This window comes from Centipeda noxia ATCC 43541, from assembly GCF_000160555.1.
In the GTDB taxonomy this organism is placed as follows: domain Bacteria; phylum Bacillota; class Negativicutes; order Selenomonadales; family Selenomonadaceae; genus Centipeda; species Centipeda noxia.
This window is the reverse complement of the sequence record NZ_GG749279.1, coordinates 252,686-272,301: the sequence shown is the minus strand read 5'-3', so window position 1 is coordinate 272,301 and position 19,616 is coordinate 252,686. Positions and strand designations below refer to the sequence as shown.

Sequence of the window (19,616 nt, the reverse complement as noted above, 5' to 3'; positions counted from 1 at the left end):
GTCACGCCCCTTTCATGAGGTTCCAGAACTCATCAAAAAGATACATATTGTCATCTGGTCCCGGTGCGGCTTCAGGATGGTACTGCACCGAAAATATAGGAAGAGATGTATGTCGTAAGCCTTCAATTGTATTGTCGTTGACATTCAAATGTGTAACAATAAGAGGAGTTTTCTCAAGAGATGCCGGATCAACAGCATAGCCGTGATTCTGTGCAGAAATATGTACCTTTCCCATCTTCAGATTCTTGACCGGCTGATTTCCGCCACGGTGCCCAAATTTCATCTTGTAGGTTTTTGCACCAAAAGCAAGTGCAAGCAGCTGATGTCCGAGACATATGCCGAATATTGGCCTCTTTCCCGCAAGCTTGCGGATTTCCTCAACGATTTCAGGAACATCAGCGGGATCACCAGGACCATTCGACAAAAAAATACCATCGGGATTCAACGAAAGGACTTCATCAGCACTTGTATGCGCCGGAACAACGGTTACCTTGGCACCGATTCGGTTGATATTTTGTAGAATACTGCGCTTAACGCCGAAGTCCATCGCCACAATATGCGGTGCATTGGACTGTTCCGTTTCGAGCGTATAGATTTCTGGTGTTGTCACGATCTCTACCACATTGCGAGGAAGGTCCTCTTTCTGCAGAGCATTGATTTCCGATTCCTCTGTATCCGCAGGAACAATTACCCCCTTCATCGCGCCTGCAGAACGTATATGACGCGTAACAGCTCTCGTATCCACATTATACAGGCATGGAATTTTGTTTTCCTCCAAAAAAGCTGCCAAGTTTTCCTCTGACTGCCAGTTGTTCGGCGCATCGCAGAGTTCACCAATCACGAATCCGCGCACAAAGGAACGACGCGATTGCATGAATTTCTGCGCAATACCATAGTTTCCGATGAGCGGATATGTCATGGTGAGAATCTGTCCGCAGAAAGACGGATCCGTCAGGCTTTCCTGATATCCCGTCATAGTCGTAGTAAATACGACCTCTCCCACGATCTTTGTATTGTCTTGAAGAAGTTCGCCCATATAAACTGAACCGTCCTCGAGGATAAGTTTTCCTTTCATACGATTATAACACCGTCCTTCATAACAATTTGACCGTCAACAACAGTCAGGACAGCTTTTCCTGTAAGCTCACGTCCAACAAACGGAGAATGGCTTCCCCTTGTATAAAACTTCTTTTCATCAACAGTCCAAACAAGATTCGGATCAATGACGGTAACATCGGCAGGACCTCCCTCACGAAGTGTCCCGGCATTCAGTTGGAACACGCGTGCAGGTGCATAGGTCATGCGCTCAATCAATGTCTCCAAGGGAAGCTTTCCCGTATGGACCAGATCGGTCATCAGCACGCCAATTGCCGTCTCCAGTCCTGGGAATCCGCTGGGCGCATAAATATATTCGCGGTCCTTTTCTTCAGCCGCATGCGGTGAATGATCCGTTGCAATCATATCAATGGTACCGTCGCAAAGTCCTGCGACCACTGCATTGACATCCTTCGCTGTACGCAGTGGCGGATTGACCTTAGTCGAACTGTCGGCAGGATCGACAAGCGCATCGGTCATTGTAAGGTGATGCGGTGTGGCCTCCGCTGTCACATGTACGCCGCGTTTCTTTGCCTCACGTACCAGCTCTACGGCGCGTCCCGAACTGATATGTGCTACGTGGACGTGCGCCCCTGCATACTCAGCAAGCATAATATCACGTGCAACGGCAATATCCTCTGCCACAATCGGGCGCCCCTTGAAGCCGAGCATAGCGCTTCGATGGCCCTCGTTCATCGCTCCGTCTTCAACGAGAGATGTGTCCTCCTCGTGATTGATAATCGCCTTATTGAAGGGAACAAGGTAGTCATACGCACTGAGCAAAACTTTTGCCGAGGGATCAAAATGTCCGTCATCCGAGAAGGCGACAGCTCCTGCGGCGACCATATCCCCCAATTCTGCGAGTTCCTTGCCTTCCTGGTTCTTCGTCACTGCACCTATGATATGGATATGGATTATGGCGACATCCTCCGCCCGTTTCTGCAGGCTCGTGACAAGCGCCGCTGTATCAACCACAGGCGAAGTATTCGGCATTGTCGCAACTGTGGTATAACCGCCGGCAGCCCCTGCACGAGACCCCGAGGCAAAATCTTCCTTCGCCTCCTGTCCGGGCTCACGAAGATGTGTGTGCATATCAATAAGACCAGGTACAACAATCTTATCGGAGGCGTCATAGACTTCGGCCTGATCTGCTCGAATATCTAGCCCGACCTTCTGAATGATGCCGTCCTCGATCAAAACATCACAGACTTGATTTAACTTTGCAGCAGGATCAATAACTCTGCCGCCCTTCAGCAATAATGCACTCATTCAGCTCTTCCCTCCCATCAAGACAAGGGTAAACAGCGCCATACGAACGGCAACGCCGTTCTTTACTTCTTCCTGAATCCGTGACTGTATGCCATAGGCGACGGATTCAGAGATTTCCCACCCCTTATTCATCGGCCCCGGATGCAGCACAAGCGCATCCTTATTTGCGAGTGCCAGACGTTCTTCGTTGAGTCCATAGATACGAGCATATTCACGTGTTGTCGGGAACATACCGCCCTTCATTCGCTCAAGCTGGATACGCAGCACCTCAACGACATCCGCCCCCTCCAGTGCATCCTCAATTCGATCATGAATTGTGATGCCTTCTTCCTCATACAAAAAACGCGGCATCAAAGGTTTTGGACCTGCGATGTGAACATCCATGCCCATCTTTCGCATGCCTTGAATATCCGAACGTGCAACACGGCTGTGCAGAATATCACCGAGGATGGCGACTTTAAGCCCCGCAAGCTTCCCCTTATTTTCCTCGATTGTATAGAGATTCAGCAGCCCCTGCGAAGGGTGTGCATGTGCGCCGTCGCCTGCGTTGACAATGACTGGGGATACCGCTGCCGCTGCATATGCCGCTGCTCCTTCTGCTTTATGCCGCATGACGATAGCATCCACGCCCATCGCCTCGATTGTATAGAGTGTGTCCCTGAGGCTTTCACCTTTGACAACACTTGATGTGCTCGCTGTAATGTTTACGACGTCTGCGCCGAGATACTTGCCTGCCAGTTCAAATGATGTCCGCGTACGCGTACTTGGCTCATAAAACAGCGTCACAATTGCCTTTCCGCGCAATGCCGGCACTTTCTTGATATCGCGGCCAACGATATTCTTCATCTCCTGTGCCGTATTCAGAATGAGACGAATTTCCTCCGCAGTAAAATCCTTGAGCGCAAGAATGTCCCGGCCCTTAAGCGATAACTCCTGACCCATGTGCATCCCCCTTCAATAAAAAAGCTTTCCCATACCTAAAGAAAGGCATAAGAAAGCTCTGTATTCTAAAATAGGATAGACGGACTGCATATCATATTTCATTGAAGACTCCTTTAAGGCCTCACAGGACCTCTTAAAAGGTAATGTGTATGGAAGTGCCGATTCGACCCTTCACTTTATTTTCCTATTATAGCGTTTTCCTCTTCAAAAATCAACTGTCCCCGTAGAGCTCCTGTGAAATAAATCGACATTGATCCTCTTAGAGACGCTCTGCAAGGCGTTCTGCAAGAAGCGTGTAGCGGCGCCGCGTCCGATCATTGCTCACGGCGGCATAGAGAGCCGCACGATCACCGATAATGACGACGCGCTTCTTCGCTCTGGTCACCGCCGTATAGAGAAGATTCCGCTGCAGCATAATGTGATGTGCGCGCACAAGCGGGAGAATTATGATATCGTATTCGCTCCCTTGACTCTTATGGACGCTCATTGCGTAGGCAAGCGTGAGTGCGCCAAATTCATCTCTCGCATAGGATACCTCCAGATCATCAGAGAACTGCACATCCATATGTTCTGTATCAATTCGGACAACGATCCCAATATCCCCGTTGAACACATTTTTCGTGTAGTCGTTCCGCATCTGCATGACCTTATCGCCAAGACGAAATCCCACTGTTTCCACAGCGTTCGCCGTGCGGGGATTGAGGGCGGACTGGAGGCTTCGATTGAGCATATCCACGCCGCAGGCTTCACGCCGCATGGGAGAGAGCACCTGCATATCCATGAGAGAAATCCCTTCCCTCATAAACTGCCTGCACAGAGCGACAATTTGTCCTGCGGCATCCTCGTTCGAAACCGCAGGAATAAAAGAAAAGTCCGCCTCCGTAAATGACGGCACACGTCCGGCGTTGATTGCATGTGCATTGAGCACAATCGTCCCTGTATTATTCTGACGAAAGATCTCCGTAAGACGTACGCTTGGGATTACGCCCGAGCGCAGGATGTCTTTGAGCACAGAACCGGGGCCGACGGCAGGGAGCTGATCGACATCGCCGACAAATATGACATGTGCCCCGGGCAAAACGGCAACGAGCAAATGCTGCATGAGTACAATATCCATCATCGACACTTCATCAACAATGATAATATCTGCCTCAAGCTGTGTCTCTGCGTCTCGTGCAAAACGCATCTCCCCATCTTCCCGGCCCTGCGCTTCCAACATGCGATGAACGGTCGCCGCCGGATAGCCCGTTGCCTCCGCAAGGCGCTTTGCCGCACGTCCCGTCGGTGCAGCCAAAAGGATCTCCATCCCCTGGGCCCCAAGGATGTCAATAATGCTCCGGATGACCGTGGTCTTCCCCGTTCCGGGACCGCCGGTCAAGACCAGGACACCGTGCAGCAGCGAGGCAGCCACGGCTTCCCTCTGAGCGGGTGCGAGCCTCATATGATGATGCTCTTCCCATGCGGAGACAAGAGAAGCGGTATCATTGACGTGAATGCGTTCTGCCTTGCGCTGAATCATCCGAAGCAGACGCGCCGTTTCCTCCTCCGCCTTATAGAGTTGAGGCGCATAGATGAGGCGTTCTCCCATATCATCTACCGCATAGAGGCGATTCATCTTTACCGCGCGGCTAAGCACCTCCATAATCTCGTTTCGTGCAACACCAAGTCGCTGTGCCGCACGATCCGCAAGTATCCCTTCGGGAATGCAGCAATGTCCGCCGGAAGATATCTGAGAAAGCTCATAGGATAGTCCCGCCTCAATCCGCTCGAAAGAATTTCTTTCCCAGCCTGCTACCATGGCAATGGTATCCGCCGTAATGAAGCCGATCCCGTCGATCTCCTGCGCAAGGCGGTAAGGGGCAGATTCCATCACTTTTACTGCAAGCGAACCATATGCTTTGAAAATACGTGCAGCATATGTTCCTGTAACCCCATGTTCCTCCAACCAAAGCATAATATCCCGCAGTTCCGACTGACGCATATAGGAGGAAGCAATCTTCTCGGCAGTTTTGGGTCCAATGCCAGAAATCTCCCTGAGACGGTGCGGTACAGACTCGATGATGCGAAGTGCCTCTGTACCGAAGTGTTCCACAATACGGCGTGCCATCGCAGGCCCGACTCCATCAATTGCACCGGAAGCAAGAAATCGTTCAATGCCTGCTGAATTTGTCGGTGCGCTGACTTTCATATGCATCGCCTGAAACTGTCGGCCGAAGCGCGGGTGCGTGATCCATGTGCCGCTCAGGAGGACCTCCTGTCCAACCAGAGGTGCAGCCCCTTTTGTCGTCACCGTGCATTTTCCCTGCTGCTCCAAACGCAAACGAAACACGGAAAATGCACCGTCATTTGATGCGAAGATAATATGTTCGACGACGCCCGACAGTTTCTCCTCTGCAGGATGAAAATCAAGATTTTGCCGGCGCTCCATACTTATGCCTCCGTCAGCTGTTCCCATTTTTCATAGCGCTGCATGATCTCGCGTTCCTTTTCCGCATACGCTTCGGCAATAGCACGGCTTTGCTCCGGGTCTTCCTGTGTCTCTGACAGATTCATCTCATACTCGAGCCCCTTGAGCTCAGCCTCTGCCATCGCGATCTCTGCCTCAGTCCGCTCGATCATCTCCTGCCTCCTGCCGGGAGACAATGCACTGTGCGCCGTCTGTTTTGCAGAGGATGCCTTCTCTGCAGGAGCCTTCTCCCTTTCGGCAGGTGAGATCCGATTTCCGGTACTCTTCTCTGCTCGCTGGGATTCCTCCTCTTCGGCGGCTTTCTTCATGAGATAGTATCCATAGCTGCCAAGATACTCTGTGAGCTTTCCGTCTTTAAGTTCCAGCGTGCAGTTTGCTGTTTTATCGAGAAAATAGCGGTCATGCGATACGGCAATGAAGGTGCCGGGGAACGCCATCAGCGCTTCCTCCACAGCCTCACGTGCAGGAATATCGAGATGATTCGTCGGCTCATCCAGCACAAGGAAATTCGCCCCCGTCAGCATCAGCTTGAGGAATGCTACGCGCGCCTGTTCGCCGCCTGAGAGCGCCCCGATGAGACGCAGTACGTCGTCGCCGTGAAAGAGGAACGCGCCCAGATAACTGCGCGCCGTCTCCTCATCCAGTCCATAGGTATAACAGATCTCATCCAATATCGACTTCGATGGATCGAGCCCCTCATGCTGCTGTGAGAAATATCCGATTTTAACGCGGCTGCCGATTTTAACACGCCCGCTTGCCTCGAGCTCACCTGTGAGAATCTGCAGGAGCGTCGTCTTTCCGACGCCGTTCTCGCCGATAAGCGCCACACCATCCCCCTTTCGTATGAGAAGAGAAATGTTGTCGAGAACACGCCGGCCTCCGGGATAAGAGAATGTGATATCCTCCAGCTCTGCCACCCTCTGGGCGCATTCTGCCGGCGGCGTAAAGGAAAAATATTTGAAACGCGCCGCCTCGGGCGGCAGTACAATCCGATCCAGACGATTCAGCTGACTCTGACGTCCGCGCGCCTGCTTCGCCTTAATCCCCGCTTTGTACCTGCTGATATACTCTTCTGTCTTTCGAATATGCTCCTGCTGTTTCTTATAGGCGTTCTGCAAAGCTGCCCGCCGTTCATTTTTTACCCGCATATAATGCGTATAGTTTCCCGTATACGCCGCGATTTCCGCGTGGTCAAGTTCCAAAATACGCGTTGCGATACGATCGAGAAAATAGCGGTCATGTGAGATCAGGAGTACCCCGCCGCGATAGGACTGCAGGAACTTCTCCAGCCACTCGATCATCCCAATATCCAGATGATTCGTCGGCTCATCCAAAAAGAGAAAATCCGGCTCGCGCAGAAGTGCCTTTGCGAGACAGATCCGCGTTGTCTGCCCGCCGGAAAAATGTCGAACATCCTTCATGAGATCCGCTTCGGAGAATCCAAGTCCGAATGCAACACGGCGGATGCGGCTTTCAAAATCATACCCATCCATCGCCTCAAACCGCGTCACCAGATTTCCGTAAGCAGCCATCTCGGCAGCATCGGCCCTCCCCGATGCTATATGCTGCTCCATTCGCCCCTTTTCGTCTCCGAGTGCAATGATATCGGAAAAAGCACCGCGCAGCTCATCATAGAGCGTATCGCCGGAAAAATCTGCTTGCTGCTCTACATAACCGACAGTATCGGCGAAATCCATCACTACTCGTCCGCCATCAGACTCCTCCCGTCCGAGCAGGATTCGCATGAGTGTTGTCTTTCCACTCCCATTCGCACCGACAAGCCCAATCTTATCGCCATGCATCACTTCGAAGTTCACGTTGGAAAAAAGTGTACGTATGCCATAGGACTTTTCAAGTCCTATCACCTTCAAACTGCCCATATCACTCTTCTCCATCCTTGTCCGCGGCATCCGGCCGATAGTCGCGGCCGATAATTACAATCGCCTGCTTCTCTCCCGCGCCATCGACGGGCATGATAACACAGGGAAACGGCATCCCGTAGAACATGTTCACATGCGCATCAGCCGTCATTATGGCCGTTTTTGGACGATCCGAAGAGTGCCCCGTCTCAACGCTCGATATACGGAACCCCTTTGTCCGCAGGATATCAGCAACCTCAGCTCCCGCTCCGTCAATACCGCTTGAGTTGATAACCATGACGGAGATATCCCCCGATTGATCTTGAACGCCGGCTTTCTTCTCCGCTGTTCTCTTTTCCTCTTGTTTTTTCTCCGTCTGCACTTCTTCAGACATATTTTCAGCAGAATCGCGTTGTTTACTGATCACACGGTCTCCCTCCGCGAGCAGCTCCTCTGAGGAAGGCAGGAGTTCACGGGCATCCTGTTTCGCCATCAAACGCAGGCGTTCAGGCATATCCGCCCGATATACGGCTGCGTCATGTTCTGCCGCTGCATACATGCTGTCGGACAGTTCTTTGCCCACTCCTTCAAACAATGCTTTTCGTGTCTTTTGGATATCCGGAATCCAGTAGCTCACATCCCCAAGATATGCCGGTGTTCCCGCAGCTATTTGGATAGCGGTGCCGTCGGATGCGGCATTCTTGAACCGATTCACAAGTGTAATAAGCTGCCGTACGGACAAATCTGTCTCGACGGCACTCTTCACTTCCTCCATTACGGCTGAAAGCCGCGGAAACACCTCCGGGGATATAAGCTGCGCAAAGAATGCCCGCATAAAGCGCTGCTGCCGTCCGATACGTCCGATGTCTCCTTCTCCGTCACGATAGCGTACGTATTGAATTGCATGCGCACCATCCATGTGCTGCTCGCCGGGAATAAGATCGATGATAAGACCTCCATTGTCGTCCCAGGGATCCTCATAATACATGCGCTTTTCCACATTGATATCCACACCGCCGACCGCATCCACAATGCGCTCAAACGCCGAGGTGTCAATAATGATGTAATGGCGCACCTGGACACCAAGCAGTCCGCTGACCGCTGAAAGAGCCATGTCATGGCCGCCATACGCATAGGCATGATTGATCTTATCATAGCCGTAATCACCGACCTTGATGCGTGTATCACGCGGAATCGAAAGCAACGATACCCGTCCCTGCTCCTCATTGATTGCGGCAAGTATCAATGTATCGCTCCGCCCGCTGTCCCCATTTCTGCGGTCAACCCCCATAAGGAGAACATAGGTCAGATTGTCCCCTGCCGCATCATCAATACCGCTCATACCGCGCAGCGATCCCGACATAAAATATCCGCCCAAATAGTAGACAGAACACACCAATATAAAAGAAATGAAAAAAACAGCTCCCGCATACTTGATAAAAGTACGGTTATCGCTGTTCTCCTGTTCCGAATCGATTTTAGGTTCTTGTTCCATCACACTGCGCGCCGCCCTCTCTGCAAAGAAATTTCATATCAGTATAGCAGAAACAAGAGTTCTATGCAAATCGAGAGAGTTTATCTTTACAAAAAAAAACAATTCATGTAAACTAACTACATACAAAACACATATTATTTTAATTTATAGTCGCTGGGGAGCAAAGAGTATTTCCTGTTTGCGGAAGAATTCGGCGACATGCGTTCCATTACAATAGGGAGGAAAATATGCTGCGACTTCCCGTCTCAAAACTAGAGGGCGGTATGGTTCTTGGACAGAGTTTGTTCAATACTGCAGGAGGCAGTTATCTTGTCAAGGGTCAGCCGATTACAATCGATTATATCCGTAAACTGCACGAGCTCGGCATTCAATCTGTGACCGTAACTTCCATGGACCCGAAATATAAACTGCCGCCTCCGCCCGACGTAATCGAAGAAAAGACACGCATCAAAGCAATCGGCGCGGTCTACAATACATTTCAATCCATCGAGGAAAACGGCACGTTGGATGTAAACACTCTGCAGAAGGTAACCGACTCTATTGTTTTTGATCTCTTCGAAAATCACGAAAATCTTGTTCAGCTCACGGATATTCGAACCCATGACTCTTACACCTTTGCACACAGCGTCAATGTCGCCGTACTGTCTGCTATGATAGGCATGCTTTGCCATCTCCCGAAAGAGGATGTTTCGCTTATTACGTTAGGCGGGCTGCTGCATGATCTTGGAAAAATCGATGTACATACCGATATTCTCAATAAAAAACGCAGTCTGAGCACCAGCGAATTTGATATTATGCGCCAGCATCCTGCAACGGGCGCACGGCGTATTTTAAAAATGAGCGGCCTTCCCAAATCAAGCCTCCTTGCCGCCATTGCAGGACAGCATCATGAGCACATTGACGGAACCGGCTATCCGCGTGGAATCAAAGGTGAGCAGATACACCGATTCGCAAAGATCACAGCTGTTGCGGACGTTTATGATGCGCTGACCAGCGAACGTCCCTATAAAAAAGCGTACATGCCAAATATTGCCTACAATATTATGCATAATATCAACAAAGGGCAATTTGACCGTAAACTTTTGGATACCTTCTTCAACAATGTGGCATTGTATCCGGAAGGCTCCGTATTAAAAACGACATTTGGCTTTGCTGTTGTCAAAGAAAGTAAGTTTGGGAGAACGACAACACCGATCATTATTCTCTTTGCTGATACGAACGGAAAGCTCCTAAAACAGCGCTCTGTGATTGATCTCTCTGATGTACCGAACGGATCGGAATCGATACAGGTTGTCCCGACAGGAAATGATCTCTATCATTTCATCCACGAACTCGGCGTAGACCCCTCCTATTATCTGGAGGAAGAGCGCAAGAAGGACCCAGCAGCGGGAATAAAATCATCCGGTGTATGGCTGCCGCCCACGATGAGAAGACAAAGAGCCTGACGAACAAAAATCCGGACAGAATAATCTGTCCGGATTTTTGTTGTGCCGATTATCTTGACGCGAGAATTCTATCCGCCAAATCTTCTACCGTCGTGCACTCTTTGACAGAATAGCCCGCGGCTTCGAGCTGCCGTTCCAAACGCAGAATGTGCGGAATGTCAAGAGAGGCCCGCTCAATGAGCGCAGTATCCCGAAAAAGTTCATACGGTACGCCCTCACCGACGAGACGGCCGGCAGCGAGAATAACAAGACGGGTTGCCGTACGGAGAATGTCCTCCATGCTGTGCGATACAAGGATAATGCTCATATTGTGCTCCCGATGGAGCATAGACAACATGGACAGCAGCTCTTCTCTCCCGCGGGGATCAAGCCCTGCAGCAGGCTCATCTAATACAAGATAACGAGGCGCAAGAGCGAGTACCCCCGCAATGGCTGCACGTCTGCGCTCTCCGCCGGAAAGTGCAAAGGGAGAACGGTCTCGATAACAAGCGGGAAGATGAACGAGATCCATCGCTTCCTTGACACGTGCTTCCACTTCTGACTCGCTGAGTCCCTGGTTGCGCGGACCGAAGGCAATGTCCGCATAGACGGTTTCTTCAAAGAGCTGATGCTCCGGATATTGAAAGACCATACCGACCCGAAAGCGCGCCTGCCGCGCTGCTTCACGCTCTTCTTTGTTCTTCCCGCGGAGAGGAACACCGTCCACTGCAATACTGCCCGCCGTCGGCTGAATCAGTCCTCCGATTAGCTGCATGAGAGTGGATTTTCCCGCGCCGGTTTCTCCCGCAATTGCTGTAAATTCTCCCTCCGCAATGGTTAAGGTCACATCGTGCAGAGCGGTATGAGAGAGCGGCGTGTCCTCCATATAAGTGTAGGAAATCGATTCTATCTCGATAGACACTGTACCAACTCCTCATCCGTCAAAATATCCTGCGGGAGGTCATATCCGCCTTGCCGCAGCCGTTGCGCTAGATCGGCGGCCAGAGGGATATCAAGTCCCAACGCCCGAACACGCTCCGACTGTGAAAAAATTTTCCGCGGCGTTCCATCCATCACAATATGTCCGTCGTCCATCAATACGATACGCTCTGCTGCAATCGCTTCCTCCATAAAATGTGTGATGTAGACAATAGTCATCCCATGTTCGTCGTGCAGTTTTTTTACAGCGGCCAGCACCTCTGCCCTCCCGCGCGGATCGAGCATCGCCGTCGGTTCATCCAGCACAAGGCAGTGCGTCTGCATGGCGATCGCGCCTGCAATGGCAATCCGCTGTTTCTGTCCGCCCGATAAAAGGTGCGGCGCAGCATGTGCATAGGCCTCCATGCCGACGAGCGCAAGGGCAGAACGCACACGCTCGCGTATCTCTTCTGACGGAATACCGAGATTCTCAGGACCGAATGCGATATCATCCTCGACTACCGCGGCAATGAGCTGATTATCCGGGTTCTGGAATACCATGCTGACTTCCTGACGGATATCCCATCGTTTGGATTCATCTTTTGTATCCCATCCGCATACGAGGCAACGCCCCTCCGTTGGAAAAAGAAGAGCATTCAGATGGCGTGCGAGGGTGGATTTCCCGGAGCCGTTTGCCCCGAGAACGGCAACGAATTCTCCTGCGGCAATCGAAAGTGTGATGCCGCGCAGTGCCTCATGCGTCTTCTCTGCCCCGCTTTGATAGACGTGGGTAACACGATCCAGCTCAAAAAAATTATCTGCCTGCATAAAGTCCTATCATCTCGCTATTTTTTTATTCGTGCCTTTAGGCTCACATGAAATGTCGTTCCTTTGCCGACCTCACTCTCAACCGAAATCGTACCGTCATGCGCCTCAACAATCTCCTGTGCGATCGCAAGCCCGAGGCCATTGCCCCCCATACGGCGCGACCGCGCCTTATCAACGCGGTAGAAACGGTCAAAAATACGTTCCTGATGTTCCGGCTCAATCCCAATGCCCGTATCGGCGACCGACAGGTGAATATACCCCTTCTCCGCTTGGTCGATACACAGTGTAATGCGCCCATGTTCCGGCGTATACTTCACGGCATTATCAACCAGAATCAGGATCAGCTGCCGAATTTTTTGTTCATCCGCATACAGTTCCGCCTGCTTTGGGAGAATCTCCTCAATGACGATATCCTTCTTCTCAGCAAAAGGCCGCATAATGCGAATCGTCTTCTGTGCAGCGGCAACCAGATCCATCCGCACAGGTTTGATCTGATTGGCACTGCCATCCGTACGTGCAACTGTGAGGAGATCACCGACCAACTTGGTCATCTTTTTAACCTCATCACGCACATCCTCAATAACCTGCTTCAAAAACGGCGATGTAATCGAGGTATCGCTCCGTAGGAGGTCTGCCGATGCAAGTACAACGGCAAGCGGCGTACGAAGCTCATGCGAAGCGTCAGCGGCAAACTGACGCTGACGCTCATATGCCTCACGCACAGGCTTCATTGCACCGCCTGAAAGTATGTAGCCAATGGCAGCGGCAAAGATAAGCGCGAGCCCCCCGAGAGCAGCAAGTGCCGAGGTTGCTTTATCCATTCCATTGTACATGGCAGTAACGTCCTTGCCGACGTAAACGGTCTGGACGGGAAGCGGCGGACTAAACACCGTCTGCGACGTCATCATCACCCGCGTCTTCCCTCCGCGCTCATTCGTCTTGGTAAAGACACGCACCTCGCCCTCCGGCGCATCCCATGCAGTGACAATATCAAGAACGAATGACTCGATGCGTAGCGATGCGCGGGAAAAATTAATCAGCCTTCCCTGACCGTCAAAAACATAGTAGAAGAGACGATCGTTTGTACTCCGATAGAGCTGCGTCTCATCATCCGCGCCTGCGTGGAGCTCATAATAAGCCTGCGACTCTGCGACGCTGTCCGCCGTATCCAGCAGTTCCCGGGCCTGCTCTGAGGTGATTGCCCACTCCATTGTCTTGTGCATAGCAAAGAGAAGGACGATGACCAGTCCTCCCATAACAAGCGCATAACGCAGCATCAGCCGCAGACGGCTGCGGCCGAATACATTCTGCTTATTCAATCCGATGTCTCCAACTTGTATCCGACCCCGCGGATCGTCTTAATGACAGAGCCTTCCCCTGCTGCATCCAGTTTTTTACGCAACATCTTCATATAGGAGTCAATGTTGTTGGAGCTGACATCTGACTCCAACCCCCAGATACGATCCAGGATAATATCGCGCGGAACGACGATGCCGATATTCTGTGCGAGGAGATCAAAGAGTTGAAACTCGCGCGGCGAGAGTTGTATCATCTTCCCATTTTTTTCGAGGATATTTGCCGTTCGGTTCAGCTTGAACCCGCCAATCTCATCGACCTCATGCTGGATGCGCTGTGTCGTACGGCGACCAAGCGCACGCAAACGCGCCAACAGTTCAGAAAACTCAAACGGTTTGACAAGATAGTCATCCGCCCCTGCATCAAGCCCCGTCACGCGATCCTCTACAGCATCTCGTGCCGTCAACACGAGAATTGCGCGGTCGTATCCGTTGCGGCGCAGCCGCGCGCAAGCCTCGACGCCCGTCTCGCCCGGCATCATCCAATCTAGGATCAGAATATCATATTCTGCATATGTCGCATACGAATAGATATCATTGCCGTCCGTCACCCACTCCACATCGATATCGTTCTGTTCGAGCATATATTGAATGAGCTTTCCGAGACGCATATCATCTTCAGCAAGAAGCACGCGCATGGTATCATCTCCCGTTATTGTACTATATTATGAATTATATGCAAATGGGGTGAAAGATAGCTGAAAACAGGATCCCGTCACCAAGCAAAATAATCGTTCAGACAGATCTCCAAAGGATGGTTGATAATGCGTGCACAGGCCGAAAAATCCTGCATGCCGCTGTGCGGGCTGCGAAAGCCGATGCATGTCATTCCCGCGGCCGTCGCCGCCTGCGCACCTGCCGCCGCATCCTCAAGGACAAGACAATCGCCCGGATGAACGCCAAGAAGTTGTGCCGTCTGCAGATAAATTGCGGGATCCGGTTTCGACACCGGCAGCTCTGCGCCTGATACGATGACATCAAACTTATCTGCAATCCCAAAGCTCTCGGTTACATGAGAGATTACTTCATGAGGGCTGGAGCTTGCAATCGCCGTATAGATGCCGCGTGCACGCAGCGCATTGGTCGCTTCAATGAGTGCCAAGGATCCGTCGATGGGTACCAGCTCTTCCTCTTGGAGCAGACGCCGCATCAGCACATCCTTTTCCGCCACGATTCCCTCCACATCGTAGGCAGCATTGTATTTCAACCGGATATCTTCAAACATAGCCGCATCGCTTGTCCCGCGATACGGCATCAGCAAAGCTTCATCCGCCTGAATGCCATAATGTTCCAACAAGATTTTTTCCGCTTTCATGTGAATGATCTCACTGTCGACAATGACGCCGTCCATGTCGTAGATAAATGCTCTCATCATATGTTTTTACCTCCCGTTTTACTGCGGATGATCTGCCGTGATCATGCGATAGAAAACGAAAGTCCCCAGTCCGTGCCCAACCAACATGATTATTGCCATCGGAATCGCGGTATAATCTCCCGCAATGCCAACCAGAGGCATCATACAGGCGCCGAGCAGCATAGAAAAACAGCCGATGAGTGCGGACGCACTCCCGGCATTCTTTCCCTGCCGCGAAAGCGCCAGCGAAAAACTAGCTGCTCCCATTACGGAAAGAGGGACGATTGTGATAAAGAGAACAATAAGAATAATAACAAGCGGCGCAGAGAAATAAAATCCCAGAAGAAGGAGCGCACTACCGATCAGCGGTACCAGTACGGCATATTTCAACATGACAATGTCCGGCACACGCCCCGCAAGACGCGCAGGCAAAGCGCCTGTGAGCAGTAACCCTGCTCCGATCACAGCAAAGATGATACTGTAAACCTGCGGCGACACTGCATAGATATTTTGAAAAATAAACGAAGATCCCGAAAGATAGGAAAAAAATGCACCGAACACAAAACACTGCAGAAGGCAGTGTCCCAGAAAGTAGCGATCGTGAAGGAGCGCAGGAAATTTCTTCAGTGAATCCGTTATGTTTTTGTTTCGCTCATTTTTCGGCAGCGTCTCCTGATAGATCAGCGTTGCTCCTGCAAGAAACACACCGATGAGCGTGAGCAGTACAAAGGTCGCGCGCCACTCGAAAAAAAGGAGAATCTGCCCGCCGATCACGGGTGCGATGATCGGCGCAAGACCATTCACCATCATGAGAACGGAAAAAAATCGCGTGAGCTCCGCGCCCACACACACATCTCGAGCAATTGCACGCGCAATAACAATCCCGCTCGCACCGGCAAAGCCCGCGAAAAAACGAAAGAAAAGGAACAGATAGATATCCGCTGCAAGAACGCAGCCGAGGGTTGCGCCGATAAATACCAGCATGCCGATAAAAAGCGGTCGGCGGCGGCCGAACAGATCACTCAGAGGCCCCACGAGGATTTGTCCGAGTGCCATGCCGAGCGTCGTCATGGTCAGCGTCATCTGAACGAGTGAGGTAGAAACGGCAAAATCTTGCTGCACTTCCGGCAATGCCGGCAGATACATATCTGTTGAGAGCGGTGCTATCGCCGTCATCACTCCTAAGAATATCGTCAGCCAAAGACGCCTGCGTGCGCTCATTGCCGCGCCCCCCCCTTCTTTCGATATCAGTTACGCAGAGAACAGCACTCCTCTGATGGATATCCCCCGTTCTTCTGGATCGTCAGCCATGCCTTAACAGTCTCCCAGACAGCCGTTGCAATCACAATCCCCGCCGCAATCGACACGGCATAGAGGAAGGTCTTGATCCCCTGCGTGCCGAACATCCCCCACTCCCCCGAAACAGCGTAGAACATTGTACGGTAGAGGGCACCGCCGGGCACCATCGCAATGACACCAATGATGAGAAAGATCGTCGCAGGACATTTGTAAAAGCGCGCCAATATCTCCGCCGCTATTGTCGCAAAAACTGCACCTGCAAAGTATCCCGCGAACTCATTCCAGCCAAGCGCAAGAAAGAGCATGGTACATCCCCATGCACCCATACATACGATTGCCCCCACAACAGCATCCTTGACATGACCATGCCAGAGCAAATGGAAGCAAAAGCCGCCGACGAATGACGTCAGCAGATATACCCACCACAATGTTTGGAAGGCAATAATCGTACCTGCTGCGCTGAACGCAAAACCAGTTGCAATGAGAAGGCTCAGAGTAATTGCCTCAGCACTCTTTAGGAGCCCTGATATGGTCTCTTGACTGAACATATCACGAATCGAATTCATCAGTGCAAGGCCCGGAATTACGGGCATGATATTGCCCATATTGATCGCTGCCGGGTGAATATCCATCCCGAACCACATAAAGGAATTGGCAAGCATCCCCCCAACAAAACTGAGCAGGACAAGCACGCAGTATGGATTCAGCTTTGTTTGGCTGAGCAGGTATTGCAAAAGGCGGAGAAACACTCCAACGATCCCCGCGCAAACAGCATCCTCCAAACGCCCCCCGAAAAAGGCCGAGAAGCTGGCTGCAATCAAAGCCCAATAGAAGAGCGAAGCTTTGAGAGAAATCGTATCCGTCGTATCAATTGCACGAATGCGTTCTTTGATTTCATCTGAAGTCATTGGGTGTGCACAGATCTCGCGTGAAAGCTGATTCAGTGACTTGAGGCGCTGAAAATCAAAATTTTGTCCCGGCACGCGGCGCATCTGTGTCATGACGCCAATATCGTTCCCTCGAATTGTCACAATTATACTGGATGTAATGACCATTACGTCCACATGGCGCACTCCGTAAGCGCGGCAGATAAAGGTGATCGTACGCTCCACGCGACTGACCTCTGCCCCCGTCACGAGCATGCGCTGACCGATATCGATGGCGCGCTCGAGAATATTATTAATATTTGCTCTTGCTGTTTCATTGATCATAATGAACATAGTTATAGCATGACTCGGCTCTCTTGTCACGCCTTTTTACAGAAGAAAAACAGCAGAGGTGCACTTCTGCACTCTGCTGTCATATTTCATCCGTTATTTACTCTACCGTTACTGACTTCGCAAGATTGCGCGGCTTGTCCACGTCACAGCCGCGCGTAATCGCAGCGTAGTAAGCAAGAAGCTGGAGCGGTATGACGGAGAGAATCGGCATGATAAACTCATCCGATGCCGGCACATGCATGACATGGTCGACATACTTCTGCAGCTCTGTATCGCCTACAGCGGCGATGCCGATAACAAGGGCATCGCGTGCCTTGACTTCCTTGATGTTGGAGAGCGTCTTTTCGTAAACATTTCGCTGCGTAGCAAGCGCGATCACAGGAACCCCCTCAACGATCAGTGCAAGCGTGCCGTGCTTTAGCTCACCCGCAGCATATGCCTCGGCATGAATGTAAGAAATCTCCTTAAGCTTGAGCGCACCTTCCAGAGAAACGGCATAGTCCAGTCCACGGCCGATATAAAATACGTCCTCGTTGAATCCATACTGCTTTGCAAAGGTCTTAATCGGATCAACATCCGACAGGATCTCCGAGATCTGCGACGGAATCTCCTGCAGACGCGTCACAAGCTCAGCCGTATGCTCCGGCGCAATCGTTTCTTTGATCTCTGCCATATAAAGCGCAAGCATAAAGAAGAGGACAAGCTGCGTCGTATATGCCTTGGTCGACGCGACAGCAATCTCAGGACCGGCCCATGTATAGACAACTTGATCCGCCTCACGCGCAATGGATGAGCCGACCACATTCGTAATGGCAAGCGTCTTGGCTCCGCGGCGTTTCGACTCCTTCAGCGCCGCAAGCGTATCGCTCGTCTCGCCGGACTGCGAAACCACAATCAGAAGTGTCTTTTCATCAACGATCGGATCGCGATAGCGGAACTCCGAGGCGACATCCACTTCAACGAGCACGCGCGCCAGCTTTTCAATATAATACTTGCCGACAAGCCCCGCATGGTATGCTGTACCGCAGGCAACAATATAGATCTTGTTGAACGAATTAAGATATGCAGCGTCCCATCCGAGTTCTTCAAAGGAGATCGCCTTCTTGCCGCTCGTAATGCGCTGACTCATCGTATCGCGCACCGCCTTGGGCTGATCGTGAATCTCCTTGAGCATAAAGTGCTCGTATCCGCCCTTCTCTGCAGCCTCGGCATTCCACGTGACCTCAAAGATTTTCTTTGAGACGGGCGCTCCCGAACGATCCATAACCTCGACACTGTCCTTGCGGACAACGGCAAGCTCACCGTCGCCCAGAATATAGGTGCGGCGCGTGCGTGCGATGATCGCAGGGATATCAGAGGCGATGAAGTTCTCTCCCTCACCGAGTCCGATGATCAAAGGATTATCCTGCTTCGTGCACAGGAGCATATCCGGATGCCTGCGGCTCATAAATACCAGTGCATATGAGCCCTCAATCCGATGCAGGACTTCACGCACCGCAGCAATGAAGTCCCCGCTGTAGACCTCCTCCAAGAGGTGCACAACTACTTCTGTATCTGTCTCGGACTTAAACACATGCCCCTTTGCCGCAAGATCTTCCTTAAGCGAAAGGTAATTCTCGATGATGCCGTTATGGACAATTGCAAAATCGCCGTGGCAATCCGTATGCGGATGAGCGTTTACATCCGACGGACGCCCGTGCGTAGCCCAGCGCGTATGCCCGATACCAAGAGTCCCCATCGGCACATGCCCTTTGATCTGCTCACGCAGTGCCGCAAGGCGCCCGACGCTCTTTTCAACACAGATCTTCTCGCCGTCGTAGACCGCAATCCCTGCTGAATCGTAGCCGCGATACTCCAGCTTGGACAGTCCGTCCAAGAGGAACTCCGCCGCCTGACGGTCCCCGACATAACCAACAATTCCACACATACAAAATACCTCCTGACCGAAAACACTTCGCTCAGGGATTTCACTCCGACTGCAGCTTTGTCCGCAGGATCACTCCTGCGCTTTGACTGCAGACTCTCGGCAGAGTAATGCCGGAAGGCATCCGCTGACGGCTCGACAACCTTCTCCTCGTCCTCTGAAATACC

15 protein-coding genes are annotated in these 19,616 nt (G+C 51.6%); 1 reads left to right on the top strand and 14 read right to left on the bottom strand.

Features of this window, described 5'->3' with window-relative positions:
* Position 1: 1 nt before the first annotated feature.
* From carA to HMPREF7545_RS02740, 6 genes are all read right to left on the bottom strand, one after another.
* Complete coding sequence (gene carA, locus HMPREF7545_RS02765; protein WP_006694156.1) at positions 2 to 1,075, bottom strand: glutamine-hydrolyzing carbamoyl-phosphate synthase small subunit; 1,074 nt, start codon at positions 1,073 to 1,075, stop codon at positions 2 to 4.
* Positions 1,072 to 2,364, bottom strand: coding sequence for a dihydroorotase (locus HMPREF7545_RS02760; protein WP_006694155.1), 1,293 nt, complete (start codon positions 2,362 to 2,364; stop codon positions 1,072 to 1,074). The genes carA and HMPREF7545_RS02760 overlap by 4 nt, the downstream gene beginning before the upstream one ends.
* On the bottom strand, positions 2,365 to 3,312 hold the full coding sequence (locus tag HMPREF7545_RS02755) for an aspartate carbamoyltransferase catalytic subunit (protein WP_006694154.1): 948 nt from the start codon (positions 3,310 to 3,312) through the stop codon (positions 2,365 to 2,367). It abuts the gene before it with no gap.
* A gap of 253 nt (positions 3,313 to 3,565) precedes the next feature.
* Entirely contained in the window at positions 3,566 to 5,734 is a 2,169-nt protein-coding gene (gene recD2 / locus HMPREF7545_RS02750; RefSeq protein WP_006694153.1) for an SF1B family DNA helicase RecD2, read from the bottom strand.
* 2 nt (positions 5,735 to 5,736) lie between these two features.
* Complete coding sequence (locus HMPREF7545_RS02745; RefSeq protein ID WP_040571151.1) at positions 5,737 to 7,653, bottom strand: ABC transporter ATP-binding protein; 1,917 nt, start codon at positions 7,651 to 7,653, stop codon at positions 5,737 to 5,739.
* A 1-nt stretch (position 7,654) separates the two neighbouring features.
* On the bottom strand, positions 7,655 to 9,127 hold the full coding sequence (locus HMPREF7545_RS02740; RefSeq protein ID WP_006694151.1) for an LCP family protein: 1,473 nt from the start codon (positions 9,125 to 9,127) through the stop codon (positions 7,655 to 7,657).
* A 227-nt stretch (positions 9,128 to 9,354) separates the two neighbouring features.
* Here HMPREF7545_RS02740 and HMPREF7545_RS02735 point away from each other — a divergent pair, with 227 nt between their 5' ends.
* Positions 9,355 to 10,572: an HD-GYP domain-containing protein gene (locus HMPREF7545_RS02735; RefSeq protein WP_006694150.1), complete on the top strand. Its 1,218-nt coding sequence runs from the start codon at positions 9,355 to 9,357 to the stop codon at positions 10,570 to 10,572.
* 49 nt (positions 10,573 to 10,621) lie between these two features.
* Here HMPREF7545_RS02735 and HMPREF7545_RS02730 read toward each other — a convergent pair whose 3' ends face one another.
* The 8 genes from HMPREF7545_RS02730 to glmS form a co-directional block, all read right to left on the bottom strand.
* Positions 10,622 to 11,473 (bottom strand): energy-coupling factor transporter ATPase, encoded by an 852-nt coding sequence (locus HMPREF7545_RS02730; protein WP_040571150.1) that lies wholly within the window; start codon positions 11,471 to 11,473, stop codon positions 10,622 to 10,624.
* The gene (locus HMPREF7545_RS02725) at positions 11,458 to 12,297 is read right to left on the bottom strand and encodes an energy-coupling factor transporter ATPase (protein ID WP_006694148.1); all 840 of its coding nucleotides are present in this window, start codon (positions 12,295 to 12,297) and stop codon (positions 11,458 to 11,460) included. The genes HMPREF7545_RS02730 and HMPREF7545_RS02725 overlap by 16 nt, the downstream gene beginning before the upstream one ends.
* Before the next feature lie 17 nt (positions 12,298 to 12,314).
* Entirely contained in the window at positions 12,315 to 13,616 is a 1,302-nt protein-coding gene (locus tag HMPREF7545_RS02720) for a sensor histidine kinase (RefSeq protein ID WP_006696167.1), read from the bottom strand.
* Complete coding sequence (locus HMPREF7545_RS02715) at positions 13,613 to 14,290, bottom strand: response regulator transcription factor (protein WP_006694146.1); 678 nt, start codon at positions 14,288 to 14,290, stop codon at positions 13,613 to 13,615. The genes HMPREF7545_RS02720 and HMPREF7545_RS02715 overlap by 4 nt, the downstream gene beginning before the upstream one ends.
* Before the next feature lie 77 nt (positions 14,291 to 14,367).
* Positions 14,368 to 15,027, bottom strand: coding sequence for an HAD family hydrolase (locus HMPREF7545_RS02710; protein ID WP_006694145.1), 660 nt, complete (start codon positions 15,025 to 15,027; stop codon positions 14,368 to 14,370).
* Between the two features lie 18 nt (positions 15,028 to 15,045).
* Positions 15,046 to 16,227, bottom strand: a complete 1,182-nt coding sequence (locus HMPREF7545_RS02705; RefSeq protein WP_006694144.1) for a multidrug effflux MFS transporter — start codon at positions 16,225 to 16,227, stop codon at positions 15,046 to 15,048.
* Between the two features lie 26 nt (positions 16,228 to 16,253).
* Positions 16,254 to 17,525 (bottom strand): threonine/serine exporter family protein, encoded by a 1,272-nt coding sequence (locus HMPREF7545_RS02700; RefSeq protein ID WP_006694143.1) that lies wholly within the window; start codon positions 17,523 to 17,525, stop codon positions 16,254 to 16,256.
* Positions 17,526 to 17,622: 97 nt separating this feature from the next.
* Positions 17,623 to 19,452: a glutamine--fructose-6-phosphate transaminase (isomerizing) gene (glmS, locus tag HMPREF7545_RS02695; protein ID WP_006694142.1), complete on the bottom strand. Its 1,830-nt coding sequence runs from the start codon at positions 19,450 to 19,452 to the stop codon at positions 17,623 to 17,625.
* Positions 19,453 to 19,616 lie beyond the last annotated feature (164 nt).

Excerpts from the sequence above, each read along its gene's own strand:
- carA (WP_006694156.1), bottom strand. The coding sequence starts at position 1,075 with ATGAAAGGAAAACTTATCCTCGAGGACGGTTCAGTTTATATGGGCGAA.
- HMPREF7545_RS02760 (WP_006694155.1), bottom strand. The coding sequence starts at position 2,364 with ATGAGTGCATTATTGCTGAAGGGCGGCAGAGTTATTGATCCTGCTGCA.
- HMPREF7545_RS02755 (WP_006694154.1), bottom strand. The coding sequence starts at position 3,312 with ATGCACATGGGTCAGGAGTTATCGCTTAAGGGCCGGGACATTCTTGCG.
- recD2 (WP_006694153.1), bottom strand. The coding sequence starts at position 5,734 with ATGGAGCGCCGGCAAAATCTTGATTTTCATCCTGCAGAGGAGAAACTG.
- HMPREF7545_RS02745 (WP_040571151.1), bottom strand. The coding sequence starts at position 7,653 with ATGGGCAGTTTGAAGGTGATAGGACTTGAAAAGTCCTATGGCATACGT.
- HMPREF7545_RS02740 (WP_006694151.1), bottom strand. The coding sequence starts at position 9,127 with ATGGAACAAGAACCTAAAATCGATTCGGAACAGGAGAACAGCGATAAC.
- HMPREF7545_RS02735 (WP_006694150.1), top strand. The coding sequence starts at position 9,355 with ATGCTGCGACTTCCCGTCTCAAAACTAGAGGGCGGTATGGTTCTTGGA.
- HMPREF7545_RS02725 (WP_006694148.1), bottom strand. The coding sequence starts at position 12,297 with ATGCAGGCAGATAATTTTTTTGAGCTGGATCGTGTTACCCACGTCTAT.
- HMPREF7545_RS02715 (WP_006694146.1), bottom strand. The coding sequence starts at position 14,290 with ATGCGCGTGCTTCTTGCTGAAGATGATATGCGTCTCGGAAAGCTCATT.
- HMPREF7545_RS02710 (WP_006694145.1), bottom strand. The coding sequence starts at position 15,027 with ATGATGAGAGCATTTATCTACGACATGGACGGCGTCATTGTCGACAGT.
- HMPREF7545_RS02705 (WP_006694144.1), bottom strand. The coding sequence starts at position 16,227 with ATGAGCGCACGCAGGCGTCTTTGGCTGACGATATTCTTAGGAGTGATG.
- HMPREF7545_RS02700 (WP_006694143.1), bottom strand. The coding sequence starts at position 17,525 with ATGTTCATTATGATCAATGAAACAGCAAGAGCAAATATTAATAATATT.
- glmS (WP_006694142.1), bottom strand. The coding sequence starts at position 19,452 with ATGTGTGGAATTGTTGGTTATGTCGGGGACCGTCAGGCGGCGGAGTTC.